General features: G+C 71.9%; 15 protein-coding genes. 5 read left to right on the top strand and 10 right to left on the bottom strand.

Annotation, left to right across the window (positions count from 1 at the left end; genetic code table 11):
- The 4 genes from MD221_RS15190 to MD221_RS15175 form a co-directional block, all read right to left on the bottom strand.
- The coding region (locus MD221_RS15190) for a hypothetical protein (protein ID WP_242112753.1) at positions 1 to 258 on the bottom strand (258 nt) is incomplete at its 3' end.
- A 160-nt stretch (positions 259 to 418) separates the two neighbouring features.
- On the bottom strand, positions 419 to 1,309 hold the full coding sequence (locus MD221_RS15185) for a patatin-like phospholipase family protein (protein ID WP_242112752.1): 891 nt from the start codon (positions 1,307 to 1,309) through the stop codon (positions 419 to 421).
- A 13-nt stretch (positions 1,310 to 1,322) separates the two neighbouring features.
- Entirely contained in the window at positions 1,323 to 2,291 is a 969-nt protein-coding gene (locus MD221_RS15180) for a helix-turn-helix transcriptional regulator (protein WP_242112751.1), read from the bottom strand.
- A gap of 76 nt (positions 2,292 to 2,367) precedes the next feature.
- On the bottom strand, positions 2,368 to 2,715 hold the full coding sequence (locus MD221_RS15175) for a DUF7709 family protein (RefSeq protein ID WP_242112750.1): 348 nt from the start codon (positions 2,713 to 2,715) through the stop codon (positions 2,368 to 2,370).
- A gap of 204 nt (positions 2,716 to 2,919) precedes the next feature.
- Here MD221_RS15175 and MD221_RS15170 point away from each other — a divergent pair, with 204 nt between their 5' ends.
- From MD221_RS15170 to MD221_RS15150, 5 genes are all read left to right on the top strand, one after another.
- Positions 2,920 to 5,790: a molybdopterin oxidoreductase family protein gene (locus MD221_RS15170; protein ID WP_242112748.1), complete on the top strand. Its 2,871-nt coding sequence runs from the start codon at positions 2,920 to 2,922 to the stop codon at positions 5,788 to 5,790.
- Positions 5,787 to 6,578, top strand: coding sequence for a 4Fe-4S dicluster domain-containing protein (locus MD221_RS15165; RefSeq protein WP_277928919.1), 792 nt, complete (start codon positions 5,787 to 5,789; stop codon positions 6,576 to 6,578). Before MD221_RS15170 ends, MD221_RS15165 begins: the two co-directional genes overlap by 4 nt.
- Positions 6,579 to 6,635: 57 nt before the next feature.
- A complete protein-coding gene (locus MD221_RS15160; protein WP_242112746.1) occupies positions 6,636 to 7,598 on the top strand; it encodes a dimethyl sulfoxide reductase anchor subunit family protein in 963 nt (320 codons plus the stop codon).
- A gap of 196 nt (positions 7,599 to 7,794) precedes the next feature.
- Positions 7,795 to 8,478: a DUF481 domain-containing protein gene (locus MD221_RS15155; protein ID WP_242112745.1), complete on the top strand. Its 684-nt coding sequence runs from the start codon at positions 7,795 to 7,797 to the stop codon at positions 8,476 to 8,478.
- Between the two features lie 138 nt (positions 8,479 to 8,616).
- Positions 8,617 to 9,393 carry a DUF481 domain-containing protein gene (locus MD221_RS15150; RefSeq protein ID WP_242112744.1) on the top strand — a complete coding sequence of 259 codons (777 nt, stop codon included), beginning with the start codon at positions 8,617 to 8,619 and terminating at the stop codon, positions 9,391 to 9,393.
- 38 nt (positions 9,394 to 9,431) lie between these two features.
- Here the strand turns inward: MD221_RS15150 and hemC are convergent, their stop codons facing one another.
- The 6 genes from hemC to MD221_RS15120 form a co-directional block, all read right to left on the bottom strand.
- Entirely contained in the window at positions 9,432 to 10,346 is a 915-nt protein-coding gene (hemC, locus tag MD221_RS15145) for a hydroxymethylbilane synthase (protein WP_242112743.1), read from the bottom strand.
- Between the two features lie 80 nt (positions 10,347 to 10,426).
- Positions 10,427 to 11,164, bottom strand: a complete 738-nt coding sequence (locus MD221_RS15140) for a LytR/AlgR family response regulator transcription factor (protein WP_242112756.1) — start codon at positions 11,162 to 11,164, stop codon at positions 10,427 to 10,429.
- An 82-nt stretch (positions 11,165 to 11,246) separates the two neighbouring features.
- Positions 11,247 to 11,915, bottom strand: a complete 669-nt coding sequence (locus tag MD221_RS15135; RefSeq protein WP_242112742.1) for an alpha/beta hydrolase — start codon at positions 11,913 to 11,915, stop codon at positions 11,247 to 11,249.
- 57 nt (positions 11,916 to 11,972) lie between these two features.
- Positions 11,973 to 13,883, bottom strand: a complete 1,911-nt coding sequence (gene mdoH, locus MD221_RS15130) for a glucans biosynthesis glucosyltransferase MdoH (RefSeq protein WP_242112741.1) — start codon at positions 13,881 to 13,883, stop codon at positions 11,973 to 11,975.
- Positions 13,880 to 15,400, bottom strand: a complete 1,521-nt coding sequence (locus tag MD221_RS15125) for an OpgD/OpgG family glucan biosynthesis protein (protein WP_242112740.1) — start codon at positions 15,398 to 15,400, stop codon at positions 13,880 to 13,882. Before MD221_RS15125 ends, mdoH begins: the two co-directional genes overlap by 4 nt.
- Before the next feature lie 113 nt (positions 15,401 to 15,513).
- A complete protein-coding gene (locus MD221_RS15120) occupies positions 15,514 to 15,981 on the bottom strand; it encodes a hypothetical protein (protein WP_242112738.1) in 468 nt (155 codons plus the stop codon).
- Positions 15,982 to 16,027 lie beyond the last annotated feature (46 nt).

The raw sequence follows: 16,027 nt of genomic DNA, 5'->3' as shown, positions 1-16,027 counted from the left end.
CGGGCCGGGCGCCGCCGCGGCGAGGACGGACGGGCGCATCGCGGCGGCCGCCCGCCCCAGCCACAGCGCGAGCAGGCTGGCCAGCGGCATGCCGAGCAGCCAGAGCGGCATCCAGCCGAAGGCGGCGCTGGCGCCGCGCGCGGCCGGCAGCGAGAGCATGGCGACAGCGCCGAGGAACAGGGCGCCCATCAGCCAGGACGCCAGCGGCGAGTCGGCGGGGGGCGTGACGGCGGAAACGAACGGACGGCGGCTGGACATGGCGGCGTTCCTGGCGGCATTCCCGGAATTGGGCGTCCAGCCTCGCCGCCGGCCATCTCACGGACTGCGATGCTCCCGGGGGTGATGCTTCCGGGTGCGATGCCCCCGAGTGCGATGTCCCCGAAGCCGACGCGGCGTCCTTCGACGTCGCGTCCGCAGTTCAGTACCCGGCCGCGTCCAGCGCCTTGCGGGTCTCGGCGCGGCCGACCTCGACCAGCTCCTTGGCGCGCCAGAATTCGTAGAAATGGCAGGCATCGCGCGGAATCTCGATCACCAGCTCGGGCGGATCGAGTGCCAGCTGCACGCGCGCGAGCTGGCCCTGCATGGTGTCCAGCGACAGGCCCATGGTGTCCACCAGCCCCTTCTCGTCCGGCCGTCCGCCCATGCGCGCGTCCAGCCAGCGCGAGAAGCGGTGGCCGCGCGACCGCGGCGGCGTCTCGGCAACCTCGGCCGGCACGCCGGGCGGCTGCTTCGGCCAGCCGTTCATGTTCACCGCGATCAGGCGGTGCGCGTCGGCCATGCGCGTGGCCGCGATCGGCAGCGGCGAAAGCAGACCGCCGTCGACCAGTTCGCGGCCATGCACCAGGTGCGGGGTGAAGAGGCCGGGAATGGCGAAGGAGGCGCGCAGCGCGTCCCACAGCGGCCCCGAGCGCAGCCAGACCTCGCGCTGCCGCTCCAGGTCCACCGCCACGGCGGTGAAGGAGATCGGCAGGGTTTCGATGTCGGGATTGCCGACCACCTCGCTCATCGCCTCGACCAGGCGTTGGCCGCCGATCAGCCCGGGGCGGCCGAGCACCGGATCGAGCAGGCGCAATACGTCGCCGCGCGTCTTGGCCTCCATGCCCTCGCGGAACTCGCGCAGGCGGCCGGCGGCGAACACGCCGCCGACCAGCGCGCCGCTGGACGCGCCGGCGATGGCCACGATCTCGAAGCCGCGCGCCTCCAGCTCCTCGATCACGCCGATCTGCGCCAGTCCGCGCGCCCCGCCCGCGCCCAGCGCCAGCGCGACCGGCTCGCGCTCGGCGATCTTCGGCGGATCGGCAGGGGTCATCGGACCGCGGGCGTCAGCTGTCGTAGTTGCTCAGCGCCAGCGCCAGCAGCGCGCGCGCCTGTTCGCGCAGGGGCGCCGGCGAGGTGATCTCGGCGTCGCTGCCGTAGTGCAGCACGTCCATCAGCAGCTCGCGCGCGGCGCTGTAGGGCACCTTCAGCTCGTAGCGGCCGTCGGGCAGGAAGCGGCCCTGCTGCTGCGAATGCCAGTGCTCGTCGGCCACCCAGCGCGCGGCCTTGGCGCTGAAGACGATGGTCGCCACGCCCTTGGGCGGGCCGGAGAAGATGCCGTAGCTGCCGGCCAGATGGCGGTCGAGCTCGGCCTCGTCGATGTCGCGCGCCGGGGCCTCGAGCTGGCGCGCGCTGGCGATGCGGTCGACGGAGAAGCTGCGCAGCGCCTCGCGATCGTGGTCCCAGGCGTCCAGGTACCAGTTGTCGCGGTAATGGGTGATGCGCTGCGGCGAGACCGTGCGCCGCGATTTCTCGTCGGTGGACCGGGCGCGGTATTCGAAGCTGATCTGCTTGCGCGAGAGCACCGCCGAGCACACCGTGCGGAAGGCGTGCTCGTCCATGCGCCGGGTGCGGTGCGGGATCACGCGCACGCGCTCCATCGGCCAGGCCTTGCCGGCCGCGTGCTCGGAGAGCAGCTTCTCGATGCGCCCCTGCAAGGGCGCCAGCGCCGAGGACAGCACGCCGCCGCCGCTGCGCGAGAGCAGTTGCTGCGCGGCGAGCAGCGCGTGCAGCTCGTCGGAGTTCAGCCACAGGCCGGGCAGCTCGAAGCGCCCGCCCTCGTCGGCGTCGTAGCGGAAGCCGGCCTCGCCGTCGCCCACCACCGGCGCCATCAGGCCGTCGCGCAGGAAGGCCAAATCGCGATAGACGGTGGCGCGCGAACATTCGAGCTCGTCCTGCAGCCGCGCCACCGTCACCGGATAGCGCGCCGTCTTGAGAATGCGGTGCAGCGAGAGGATGCGTTCGTAACGGTCCATTGTCAGTGCCGTAACCGGGGGGCGAGACGCCGATCCGCCTAGCATCGCATCGGCATTGCCGCCGCCGCCAGTCCCTTTATTGTGACGCGGGGCCTTCGGCGGTCTTTTGCGCGACATATTCGGCCGCCGCCCGGCCGACGAGGGCGCGGCCAGGATTGGCGCCGGCGATCCACTCCTGCGGCGGGAACAGCGCGAACAGGCCCACCTTGACCAGGGTCGGTACCGCCAGGCGCAGCTCCCTTTCCACCTCCCCGCGCTCGCCGAGGTTGTAGCGCTCGACGTTGCGCAGCATGGCCGCGACGGTGCCGGTCTGCACCGGGCTGCCGTCGCGCAGGCGCACCACCGGCAGCGATTCGCCCTCGGCGAGGATCTTCCGGTTGACCGCGCCCAGGCGATCGGTGTTCTCGGGGGAGGGTTTCGACATGGGCTGCTCCGCGGCGCGCCGACCGCGCAGGAAAAACATGATGCCCCGCGGCCGCTTTTCAAGCCGTCCGGCGCGCGCGCATGACGGAACCGGCGCGCGCAGGCACAATGCGGCGATGCATCCGCCAGCTCCGAATCGCAGATCCGGCCGCCAGCACGCAGCCCCGCCACGCGGCCGGCGCGCCCGTGCCGGAGCGGAAGCGGCATGAAAGAGCCCGCGCTCGATCTCTCGCCCTCGCCCGGCGATCAGGTCAAGACCACCACCTGCTACATGTGCGCCTGCCGCTGCGGCATCAAGGTGTGGCTCAAGGACGCCGGCCCCCAAGGCCCGACGATCCGCTACATCCAGGGCAACGCGGCGCATCCGGTCAACCGCGGCGTGCTCTGCGCCAAGGGCGCGTCGGGGATCATGCAGCACTACTCGCCGGCGCGGCTGGACAAGCCGCTGCTTCGCACCGGCGAGCGCGGCAGCGGCGAATTCAAGGAAATCGAGTGGGAGGACGCGCTGCGCATCGCCACCGACTGGCTGCGGCCGATCCGCGAGCGCAATCCGGACGAGCTGGCCTTCTTCACCGGCCGCGACCAGTCGCAGGCGCTCACCGGCTGGTGGGCGCAGCAGTTCGGCACGATCAACTACGCCGCGCACGGCGGCTTCTGCTCGGTCAACATGGCCGCAGGCGGGCTGTACACGCTGGGCGGCTCGTTCTGGGAGTTCGGCGAGCCCGACTGGGAGCACACGCGCTACCTGATGCTGTGGGGCGTGGCCGAGGACCACGACTCCAACCCGATCAAGCTCGGCCTGGGCCGACTGAAGGCGCGCGGCGCCAAGATCGTGGCGGTGAACCCGGTGCGCAGCGGCTACGGCGCGATCGCCGACGAATGGATCGGCATCCGCCCCGGCAGCGACGGCCTGTTCGCCTTCGCGCTGATCCACGAGCTGCTGCGCGCCGACCGCATCGACCTCGACTACCTGGTGCGCTACGCCAACGCGCACTGGCTGGTGCTGCGCGATCCCGGCGGCGCGGACGACGGGCTGTTCGCGCGCGACGCCGAGGGCCGGCCGCTGTGCTTCGACCGCAACACCGGGGCGCCCGCCGACGCCAACGCCATCGGCATCACGCCGGCGGTGGTGGGCGAGGTCGCGCTCGCCGACGGCCGCCACGCCGTGCCGGCGTTCCAGCTGGTCGCCGAGCGCTATCTCGACCCGCAGTACGCGCCGGAGGCGGTGAGCGAGCGCTGCGGCATCCCCGCCGACACCATCCGCCGCATCGCCCGCGAACTGGCGGAGGCCGCCTTCGACAGCGGACTGACCCTGCCGGTGCCCTGGACCGACGCCTGGGGCCGCGAGCATCCGGAGATGGTCGGCCGACCCGTGGCCATGCACGCGATGCGCGGCATCAGCGCGCACAGCAACGGCTTTCACACCTGCCGCGCGCTGCACCTGCTGCAACTGCTGCTCGGCGCGGTGGACGCGCCGGGCTCGTTCCGCTACCAGCCGCCGTTCCCAAAACCCATTCCGCCGCCCAACCGTCCCGGCCGGACGCGCAAGGACAACGGCGCGCTCGACGCCCCGCCGCTGGGGTTCGTGCACACGCCTGCCGATCTGCTGGTGGATGCCGAGGGACGGCCGCGCCGCATCGACCACGCCTTCTCCTGGGCCTATCCGCTGGCCGCGCACGGCATGCTGCACACGGTGATCCGCAACGCCCATGCCGGCGATCCCCATCGCATCGACACGCTGCTGATGTTCATGGCCAACATGAGCTGGAACTCGGCGATGAACACCGCCGAGACCATGCGCTGGCTCACCGACCGCGACGAGGACGGCGGCTACCGCATTCCGCGCATCATCTATTCCGACGCCTACGCCAGCGAGATGGTCGCCTACGCCGACCTGGTGCTGCCGGACACGACCTACCTGGAACGCTTCGACGCGATCAGCCTGCTCGACCGGCCGATTTCCGACGCCGACGGCGCCGCCGACGCCATCCGCCAGCCGGTGCTCGAGGCCGCGCGGCAACGCGCGCAAGACGGCAAGCCGCGCGACGTGCGCGGCTTCCAGTCGGTGCTGCTCGACCTGGGCGCGCGCCTGGGCCTGCCGGGCATGGTCGACGAGGACGGCGCGCCGCTGTATCGCGACTACGCCGACTACATCGTCCGCCACGAGCGCGCGCCCGGCGTCGGCCTGCTCGCCGGCTGGCGCGGCGAGGACGGCGAGCAGCACGGCAAGGGCGCGCCCCATCCCCGGCAGCTGCAGCGCTACATCGACAACGGCGGCTTCTGGCGCGAGGAAGTGCCCGAGCACGCGCGCTATTTCAAGATGGCCAACCGCGGCTACCTGGAATGGGCGCGCAAGCTCGGCTTCGTCGGCTCCGCCGAGCCCATCGTGCTGCAGCTGTACTCGGAAACCCTGCAGCGCTTCCGCCTCGCCGCGCAGGGGCACGGCCCGCACCGGCCGCCGCCGGAGCACCGCGAGCGCATCGCCGCGTATTTCGATCCGCTGCCGATCTGGTACGAGCCGTTCGAGCACGACCAGACCAGCCGCGAGGCCTTCCCGCTCAACGCGGTGACGCAGCGGCCGATGTTCATGTATCACGCCTGGGGTTCGCAGAACGCCTGGCTGCGGCAGATCGCCGCGCGCAACTATCTCTACCTGCATCCGGACACCGCCGCGCGCCACGGCCTGGCCGACGAGGACTGGGCGGTGGTCGCCTCGCACCACGGCCAGATCACCGCCCAGGTGAAGTTCGCCGGCAACGTGCAGCCGGACACGGTGTGGACCTGGAACGCCATCGGCAAGCGCCGCGGCGCCTGGCGCCTGGACAAGGACGCGCCCGAGGGCAGCGAGGGCTTCCTGCTCAACCACCTGATCTCCGACCGGCTGCCGCGCGGGGACTACGCCAACGCCGACCCCGTCACCGGGCAGGCGGCCTGGTTCGACCTGCGCGTGAACCTGCGCAAGGCCGACGGCGCGGACCAGGCGCAGCCGCAGTTCCCGCCGCTGCCCTACGCGCCGGCCGACCCGCGCCCGCTGCGCTACGGCGCCGACCTGCGCGCCAGGAGCAAGACGCGATGACCGCGCTGCCGCCGCCGTCGAAGAAGAAGCTGGGCCTGGTCATCGACCTGGACACCTGCGTCGGCTGCCATGCCTGCGCCACCAGCTGCAAGGAATGGAACGCCGCCGGCATCGCCGGGCCGCTGACCGACGAGCGTCCCTACGGCAAGGACCCGAGCGGCGTCTGGTTCAACCGCGTGCACAGCTACGAGCTGGCCGGCGGCGACGGCGCTTGCCCGCCACCGGCCATGCCCGCGCCGCCGGCGCTTACTTTGCCGGCTCTTACTTTGCACTTCCCGCGCTCGTGCCTGCACTGCGAACAGCCGGCCTGCGTCACCGTCTGCCCGACCGGCGCCAGCTACAAGCGTGCCGAGGACGGCATCGTGCTGGTCGACGAGGACAAATGCATCGGCTGCAAGCTGTGCAGCTGGGCCTGCCCCTACGGCGCGCGCGAATACTCGGCGGTCGAGGGCGTGATGAAGAAATGCACGCTGTGCGTGGACCGCATCTACAACGAGCATCTCGACGAGGCCGAGCGCCAGCCCGCCTGCGTGCAGGCCTGCCCGACGCGGGCGCGGCATTTCGGCGATCTCGCCGATCCGGAGTCGGACGTCTCCCGGCTGGTGGCCGAGCGCGGCGGCGTCGACCTGATGCCGCAGCTGGGCTACCGGCCGACCAACAAGTACCTGCCGCCGCGGCCGCGCCGCGCCGGCACCGAGGCCGACGCCGCGGCGCCGGCGGAGGACACGCTCGAGCGCGACAAGCTGCCCGCCGCGCTGCGCTGGCTGGACCGGATGCTGTCGCGATGAGGACGATGCGCGCGGACACGGCACGTCGCGGGCGTGTCCGCCGGGAGCGATGCTGACATGCATCCGGCCTGGTCGGTCATCGTCTTCACCACACTGTCGGGCGCCGGCTACGGCCTGATGGTCTGGCTCGGCGCGCTGCAATGGATGGGCCGTTTCCCCGTCGACGGCGCGCCGCCGTGGCTGTGGGCGGCGCTGCTGCTCAAGGGGCTGGTGCTGTCGACGCTGGGGCTGCTCAGTTCGATGCTGCACCTGGGCAAGCCCGGCCGCGCCTGGCGCGCGTTCTCGCAATGGCGCACGTCCTGGCTCTCGCGCGAAGGCGTGCTGGCGGTGCTGACCGCGCTCGTCGCGCTCGCACTGCTGGCGCCCGCCGTGCTGGAGGCGGCAATGCCGCGCTACCGGCTCGCGCTGGCGCCGGCGGCGACCCGGACCCTGCTCGCCGCGCTGGTGGCCGCGCCGCTGCTGACCGTGGTCTGCACCGCGATGATCTACGCCTCGCTCAAGCCGATCCCGGCCTGGCGACACCGCCTGGTGGTGCCGGCGTATCTCGCCTTCGCCCTGCTCAGCGGCGCGGCGCTGCTGGGCGCGGCGCAGGCGGTGACCGCGGGCGCGGTGCCCGCCGCCGTCGCGATCGCGATCGCGGCGCTCGCGCTGCTGACCGGCGCGCTGAAATGGATCTACTGGCGCGACATCGACCGCCAGGCCCTGCCCGTCACGCGCGGCGACGCCATCGGCCTGCCCGGCCGCGAACCGCAGGTGTTCGAGCGTCCGCACACCGAGGGCAACTACCTCACCCGCGAGATGGGCTTCGTCCTGGCGCGCAGGCACGCCCGCAAGCTGCGCGCGATCGCGCTGTTCCTGTTCGCCGCGCTGCCGGCGCTGCTGGCCGCGCTGGCGCTGGCGGTCCCGGCGGCGGCGCTGGTCGCGCTGCCGGCGGCGGCGGTCGCGGTGCTGCTGGGGGCGATGACCGAGCGCTGGCTGTTCTTCGCCCAGGCCCGGCACGTGGTGATGCTGTATTACTGAGCGGCCATGGCCGGGACGGAGGCCATCGACAGGGCAAGGCCCGGCCGAAACGGAAGCCGCGCCCAGCCCGGCTTTCGATCCGCGCCGGGGGCATAACGTGCTCTAAACGCGGAAGGCGAAAACCTCGCGGCCGTCTTGGGCGCGTCAAGCGACGCTGGCATAATCCGGTACTTGTAACCGTTTCCAAGGTGCGCTCGTGTCCACGGCATGGTGGCTGGCGCTCGCCGGCCTGCCCGTCTTCCAGCATCCCTTGCCCGAATCGCCGGGCGAGCCGGCCCTGGTCGCCATCGCGGCCGGACGGGCCTCGCTGCGCATGCCCTGCTACGAGCTGGTCTGTCCCGACGCCGAGTGGATGGCGCCCACCCGCTACACCGCCCTGCGCGCGCCCAAGGCGCCGGGCGCGCTGCCGCGCCTGCGTCCGATGCGCACGCCGCTGCTGGCCACGCGCAGCATCACCTCGCTCTCGGCGCCCACCTCGCGCCGCGACTGGATCAATTCGGAAATCAGCAACACCAAGATCGGCACCAGCTACGGCTTCGAGGCCCTGCGCCGCCCCGGCACCGACCTGCGCGTGCAGTTGGGCACCGGCTACCGCATCGTGCCCTATGCCGATTACGGCACCGCCATGCCCGGCCCGATCGCGCGCGGCGGCTTCGTGCTGTCCCAGGACCTGAGCGACCGCGCCCGCCTCGACCAGCAGGTGATGGTGGAAACCGGCCGCCGCAACACCTACGTGCGCCAGACCATCGGCGTGGACGTCACCGTGGCGCCGCAGTGGACGCTGCGCTCGGACCTGGAAATGCGCCACGACAGCGCCGCCAACAACGGCAAGGGCGCCACCGACACCGAAGGTTCGGTAAAGCTGCGCTATTCGTTCTGACCTCCTTGCGGCGCACGTTCGACCGCGATTGCGCGTGACGTCCATCACGCGATATTCAGCCCGAACCCTTCACCCTCGCCCGGCGGGCCGCAACAGCGGCCCGCTTTTTTGCGCCCATTTCGAAGGAATTCCCCGCTCATGACCTGCAAATCTCTGCTGTCGCTGCTGCTGGCCGCGGCCCCTCTCTCCGCCCTCGCCCAGGAGGCCGCGCCGGCCGCCGATACCGGCTGGACCGCCACCGGCGAGCTCGGCCTGGCCCTGGCCCGCGGCAACGCGCGCTCGGAAAACCTCAACGCCAAGCTGTCGCTGGGCAAGGAGGACGCGCAGTGGAAGCACGCCTTCTACGGCACCGCGCTGCGCGCCAAGGGCGAGGTGACCGGCGATTTCGACGGCGACGGCATCGAGGAGGAGAAGTACGAGCTGAGCGCCAACCGCTACGAACTCGGCGCTTCCAGCGCCTACAAGTTCGACCCGCGCAACTACATCGTCGGCGCGCTGCGCTACGAGAACGACGACTTCTCCACCTACGAGTACCAGGCCACCGCCTCCATCGGCTACGGCCGCAAGTTCGTCGACAACGACCGCACCCAGTTCGTCGGCGAGATCGGCCCCGGTTTCCGCCGCGCGCGCAACGCCGAGACCGGGCAGATCGAGGACGGCGCGATCGCGCGCGGCCTGCTCGACCTCAAGCACAAGCTCACCGACAACACCGAGCTCTACAACACCTTCCTGGTGGAATCGGGCAGCGACAACACCTTCATGCAGAACGACCTCGGCGTGTCGGTGGCGATGAACGACCGCTTCGCGCTCAAGGCCGGGTTGCAGGCGCGCCGCAACAGCCAGGTCGACGAACTGGCCGGCGAGAAGAAGACCGACACCCTGACCACGGTCAACCTGGTCTACAAGATCCGCTGAGGATCGCTTCACCGGCGCCGCCTCGCGGCGCCGGCGGCTCAGCGCGGCGGCAGGAAGCGCGCCGCGCCGGCCTCGAGCAGGCGCCGGGCCACCGCTTCGCCCAGCGCCTCGCCCGCGCCCGCGCTTGCGCGCGACTGCGCGCGCACCAGCTCGCCGGTGGCGGCATCGCCCACCAGCCCGCGCAGTTCGAGCGAATCGCCGTCGAGCTGCGCCAGCGCGGCGACCGGCACGTGGCAACTGCCGTGCAGGGCGCGGTTCATGGCGCGCTCGGCCTCCACGCAGGTGCGCGTGGCCGCATCGTCGAGCACCGCGCACAGCGCATGGATGCGCGCATCGTCGGCCCGGCACTCCACCGCGATGGCGCCCTGCGCCGGCGCCGGCAGCCAGTCCGGCGCGTCGAGCCGCGCGCGGATGCGTCCGGCGAACCCCAGGCGGTCCAGGCCCGCGCAAGCCAGCACGATCGCCTCGTACTCGCCGCCGTCGAGCCTGCCCAGGCGCGTGTTGACGTTGCCGCGCAGGTCGAGCAGTTCCAGGTCCGGGCGCCGCGCGCGCAGCTGCGCCTGCCGGCGCAGCGACGAGGTGCCCACGCGCGCGCCGGGCGGCAGCGCGTCGAAGGCGCCGTAGCGCGCGCTGACGAAGGCGTCGGCGTGATCGGCACGCGCCAGGATCGCCGGCAGCGCGAACGGCGCGTCCAGCGTCATCGGCACGTCCTTGAGCGAATGCACGGCGCAGTCGGCCTCCCCGCGCAGCATCGCCAGCTCCAGCTCCTTCAGGAACAGGCCCTTGCCGCCGATCGCCGCCAGCGAGCGGTCGAGCACCTCGTCGCCGCGCGTGGACATCGGCACCAGCGTCACCGCCAGGCCGGGATGGGCCACGCGCAGGCGCTCGGCGACGTGCTCGCTCTGCCAGAGCGCGAGCGGGCTTTTGCGGGTGGCGATGCGGAGCTGGCTCATGCCGGCATTATCCGCGAAAGCGGGCGGCGAACGCAGAGGAACGGGACGCGGGCGGACCGGCGATTCGCGGCGCCCGCTCCTCAAAGATGTCGGATCGTCTCGCGCAGCTGCGCCACGCAGCGCCGGCTCACTTCCAGCGGCTGCTTGCCGTGGCGCAGGATCGCGTGCACATGGCCCTCGGCGTCGCGCCGGAGCTCGACGAATTCGTGGCGCGCCACCAGGCAGTTGCGGTGGATGCGCACGAAATGCCCGGCGAACTCCTCCTCCAGCGATTTCAGCGACTCCTCCACCAGATCCTCGCCGCGGGCGTGGTGCACCACCACGTACTTCTCCTCCGCCTGCAGGTAATGCACGTCCTCGATCGGGATCAGGCGCAGGCTGCCGCGCAGGCGCGCGCACAAATGGCTGCGCGACCTGCCGGCGGACGCGCCGTCGGCGGCGAGCGCGCGGCCGCGGCCGGCGATGAAGGTGCGGGCGCGATCGAGCGCGGCGTGCAGGCGCTCGGGGCGCACCGGCTTGACCAGGTAGTCGACCGCCGCCGCCTCGAAGGCCGACAGCGCGTGGGCGTCGTAGGCGGTGCAGAACACCACCGCGGGACGCGGCTCGAACGCGGCCAGGTGGCGGGCCGCTTCCAGGCCGTCGATGCCGGGCATGGCGATGTCGAGCAGGACCAGATCCGCGTCGTGCAGGGCGCAGGCCTGCAGCGCCTCGCGGCCGTCGCCGGCCTCGGCCACCAGCTGCACGCCGGGCTGCGCGGCCAGCAACTGGCGCAGGCGGTCGCGCGCGAGCGGTTCGTCGTCGGCGATGACCACCTTCACCCAAGCCACCTCGGCCACGGACAGTTGCCGACGATAGTAGCGATCCGGCCGCGCCGAGGCCAACGGCGCGACGCGCAGTGCGTCAAGCTTTCGCGAGGCGAAGCGACATCCAGGCGCCGAGGTCGGCGATTTCCTCGGCGCAGACCGAATGCGGCATGCGGTAGTGGTGCCAGTCCACCTGGAAACCGAGCTTGCGCAGCGCCACCGCGCTCTGCTCGCCGGCGCCGAAAGGCACCACCGGGTCCTGGGTGCCGTGCCCCATGAAGACCGGCTGCGCCTGCGCGCCCTCGGCGAGCAGCGCGGCGGCGTTGGCCGCGCCCGGCAGGTAGGTCGACAGGCCGATCAGGCCAGCCAAGGGCGCCTGCCGGCGCAGGCCGGCGCTGAGCGCGATCGCGCCGCCCTGCGAGAAACCAGCCAGGAAGATCCGCGCGGCGTCGATGCCGCGCGCGATCTCGTTGTCGATCAGCGCCTCGACCTGCGCCACCGAGGCGTTCACGCCTTCCTGGTCGGCGCGATTGGCCAGGTCCAGGTCGCGGATGTCGTACCAGGCACGCATGCGCATGCCGTTGTTGATCGTCACCGCGCGCACCGGCGCATGCGGGAAGACGAAGCGGATCGCCGGCCAGCCCTCGCGCACCAGCTCCGGCACGATCGGCGCGAAGTCGGTGCCGTCGGCGCCGAGGCCGTGCAGCCAGATCACGCTGTAGCGCGGCGCGGCGCCGGTTTCCTGTTCGATGGTGTCGAGGAGCATTGAGGGGCAGGCGCGGGACGGGCGTGCAGTCTATCCGCTTTCGTCTGCGCCCACGCCCTACTGCGCCTCGTGCTTTTCCCGCAGCTCTTGCGCGCGCACCAGCACCGCCGGCGGATCGAGCTCCTCGGGCGTGGAGAAGATCCGGTGGCGGCGCAGCCATTGCCCCGGGCCGCGCGCCGAGGTCAGCATCACGATCGGGATCGACAGCACCAGGCCGAGGATCACCGGCGCCATCCATGCCGCCAGCCCCGGCGAGATCAGGTAGGCGGCCACGCCGGCGGCCGCGCCGAACAGGCTCAGCCCGCCGTAGCTGCGCAGCAGGCCGGCGAAGGGCAGGCTGCCGTCGTCGCGGCGCTGCGATTCCCAGCCCGAATCGCGCCCGGCCAGCACTTCGGCCACGCCGCGCGATTGCACGTACATGGTCACCGGCGCCATCAGCGCGGCGAGCACGGTTTCCAGCAGCATCGCGATGAAGGCGCGCACCGCGCCGCCGCAGCCGCGGCGCATGTCGCGATCGCACAGGGTGGCGATGAACCCCATGAGCTTGGGCGAGAGCAGCATCGTCATCGTGGCGACGAACACCCAGACGAAGCGTTGCGGATCCTGCTCGCGCCAGTACGCGGTGGGCGAGAAGGCCGGGATCACGAAGTTGCCCCATGCGAAGCCGGCGTGCAGCAGCGGGATCGACAGCCCGACCAGCATCAGCATAGCCCACATCGGCGCGGTGAAGTAATGGCCGATGCCGATCAGCAGGTGCCAGCGGTTGACCCAGTGCAGGCCGCGCGCCGGCAACACCGCGCCGTGCTGCAGGTTGCCCTGGCACCAGCGGCGGTCGCGGATCAGCATGTCGGTCAGCGAGGGCGGCCCTTCCTCGTAGCTGCCCGACAGGCCGGGGATCATGTGCAGCGCCCAGCCGCCGCGGCGCAGCAGCGCCGCCTCGACGAAGTCGTGGCTGAGCACGGTGCCGCGGAAGGGCTTCACCCCGCGCAGCTCCGGCAGGCCCGCGCACTCGGCGAAGGCGCGGGTGCGGATCAGCGCGTTGTGGCCCCAGTAGTTGCTCTCCGCGCCGTGCCACCAGGCCACGCCGTAGGCGATCACCGGCCCATAGACGCGGCCGGCGAACTGCTGCATGCGCGCGAACAGCGTGCTGCCGTTGACGATCACCGGCAGGGTCTGGATCAGCGCCACGTCCTGGTGCCCTTCCATCGCCCCGGCCAGGCGCACGATGGTGTCGCCGGTCATCAGGCTGTCGGCGTCCAGGATCAGGAAATGCGGATAGGCGCCGCCCCAGCGGCGGACCCAGTCGGCGATGTTGCCGGCCTTGCGCTCGTGGTTGTTCTCGCGCAGCCGGTAGTACACGCGCGCGTCCATGCCGAGCCGGGCGCGCAGGGCCGCGAACGCCGCCGCCTCGGCGGCCTGGATCTCCGGCTTGCGGGTGTCGCTGAGCACGAAGAAATCGAAATGCGCGATGCGCCCGGTGGCCGCCACCGATTCGTAGATCGCCTGCAGGCCAGCGAGCAGGCGCTCGGGGTCCTCGTTGTAGGTCGGCATCAGCAGCGCGGTGCGCGCGCCCAGCGTCGGCAGCGGCGCGTGCGGGGACAGCCCCAGGCGCGCGCGGCGGCGCGAGAGCACCAGCACGAAGCCGGCGATCGCGCCGACGAAGGCCTGCACGATCCAGGCGAACAGCAGCACGAACAGCGCCAGCAGCGACCCCTCCAGCACGTCGATACCGTCGCCGCGCAGCAGCCACCAGATCTGGTAGGTGGCCACCAGGGTCAGCAGCACCGCGCAGCCGATCACCGCGAAGCGGCGCCAGAACATGCCGGCGGGCGTGGTCGGCAGGCGCGGATTGCGCAGCCGCCCGGCGCGCAGCGTCTGCACCGGCATCGCCATCGGCGCCTCGGGCGGCAACGGCGGCGGCGGCACGCCCATGCGCGGCGGCAGCGGCGTGCTCATGGTCGCGTTCATGCCAACCACCGGTACAGCCAGGTTTCCGACAGCGGCCCTTTCCCGTCGAACAGCCGCGCGCGCAGTTCCGCCGCGCGCGCCTCGCCCGGCTGCAGTTCGAAGCTCAGGCGCCAGCCGCGCTGGTGGCGATAGGCCACCGCGTTGCGCACCGCGCCCTGCGGGGACGTCGCCTCGATCTGCGGTTCGGCATCGGCCGGCAGCTGCGACAGGCGGCCGCCGGCCAGGTCGATCACGAACAGGCGCGCGCCGGCCTTGGCGGCGCGGCCGACGCGGGTGGCGGCGACGCGGGCCAGCTGCGGCTGCCAGGCGTGGTCGCGGCACCAGTGCAGGCGATAGCGCCAGCGATGCTCGCGCCCGGCCGCCAGCGGCTCGCGCGGCCGCCAGAAGGCGACGATGTTGTCGCTGTATTCGTTCGCCGTGGGGATCTCCACCAGATGCACTTCTCCTTCGCCCCAATCGCCGACCGGCTCGACCCACAGGCCGGGCCGGTTCTGGTAGTTCGCCTCCGCATCCATGTAGTCGGCGTAGTCGCGCTTGCGCTGCATCAGGCCGAAACCGCGCGGGTTGCGGTCCTGGAAGCCGCTGTGCTGCAGCGTCTTCGGGTTCTGCAACTGCCGCCACGCCTGCTCGCCGTTTCCGTTGAGCAGGGCCAGCCCGTCGGAATCATGCACCGCCGGGCGGTAGTCGTCGACGCCGAGGCGGTCGCTGGCGTCGAAATCGAACATGCTGGTGAGCGGCGCGATACCCGGCTTGACCAGCGTCACGCGCGGATACAGGCGCATGTCGACGTCGAACACGGTTTCTTCGCCGGGCACGATGCGAAAGCGCAGCGCCGCCGCGGCGCTGGGACCGTCGAGCAGCGCATGCACCACCATGGCCTCGGCGCCGGCGGCCGGCCGCTCCAGCCAGAACGCCTTGAACACCGGGAATTCCTCCGGCCCCGGCTCGCCCGTGCCCAGCGCCAGCCCGCGCGCCGACAGGCCGTAGTGCAGACCCTTGGCCACCGCGCGGAAGTAGCTGGCGCCGAGGAAGGCGCAGACCTCGTCGAAATAATCGGCGCGGTTGATCGGGGCGTGCAGGCGAAACCCGGCGAAGCCGAGATCGCCCACGTCGGCATCGCGCAGTGCCGGGCGCGGTGCGTAGTCGAACAGCGCGGTGGAAAACGCGACCGGCGTCGCCTTGCCCGCGTCCACGACGAACATGTCCACGCGCTCCTGGAACAGGAAGCCGCGGTGGAAGAACTGCGCCTGGAACGGCAGTCCCCGGTCGCGCCACAAGGCGCGCGCCGGGCGGTAGCGGAAGTCGCGGTAGCCGTCGTAGCCGACCTTCTCCAACGCCGCCGGCAGGCGCCGGTCCGGCGCGCGCCAGGCCGCGCCGGCCAGGGCCCTGGCCTGTGCCGGCACCGTGCCGTCGTCGAAGGCGCCGCCCGATGCGGACGATGAAAGCGTTTCCAACTCGCGCGCCAAGGCGGTCAGGGGCAACGACAATCCCGCCAGCACCACTTCGCGACGACGCACGCAGACTCCTACATGACTTGCGAGCGCGCACTATACGGAGGCGATCCGCAGCAAAACGTAAACGTGCCGCCCCGTCGCGGAGGCGCAGCCGCCCCCGCGCGATCCACGCCCGCTCAGTCGATGCGGAACACCCGCGGCTTGGCGACGTCCTCGTCCACCTGCAGGAACCAGCGGCCGGCGATGCCCGGCACCACCACCACTTCCGGCGCCTGCAGCGGTTTGCGCAGCTTCATGCTGCCCTTGAGCACCTGCCAGCGCTGGCCGTTCTCCAGCTCGAACACCGTGCCCGGGCCCCATTCGCTCACGCCGCCCTTGAGCCGGCTCTTGATGGGCTCGTCATGCAAGCCGATCAGCGACGCGGCGCCCTGCCCGCCCTCGACCGGGACGGGGCGCGCGGCCGCCTCGCGCTGCCCGGACTCGCGCAGCATGCGGTTGAGCAGTTCCAGCTGCGCCGGGGTCAGGCCAACCTCGTGCAGCTGCTCGGGCGTGAGGCGCTTCTCGATCTCGACATAGGACTGCTGCGCCGCGGCCGTCGTGGCGGCGCACAGCAGCGCCATCGCCAGGCTGATCGTCTTCCACATGTTTGCGTCTCCGCGTTCGACCGAAAACACTCGATTGTGCCGCCCG

Source organism: Luteimonas aquatica (assembly GCF_022662575.1).
Taxonomy (GTDB): domain Bacteria; phylum Pseudomonadota; class Gammaproteobacteria; order Xanthomonadales; family Xanthomonadaceae; genus Luteimonas; species Luteimonas aquatica.
The sequence above is the reverse complement of the archived record's forward strand: the minus strand, read 5'-3'. Positions and strand labels throughout refer to the sequence as shown.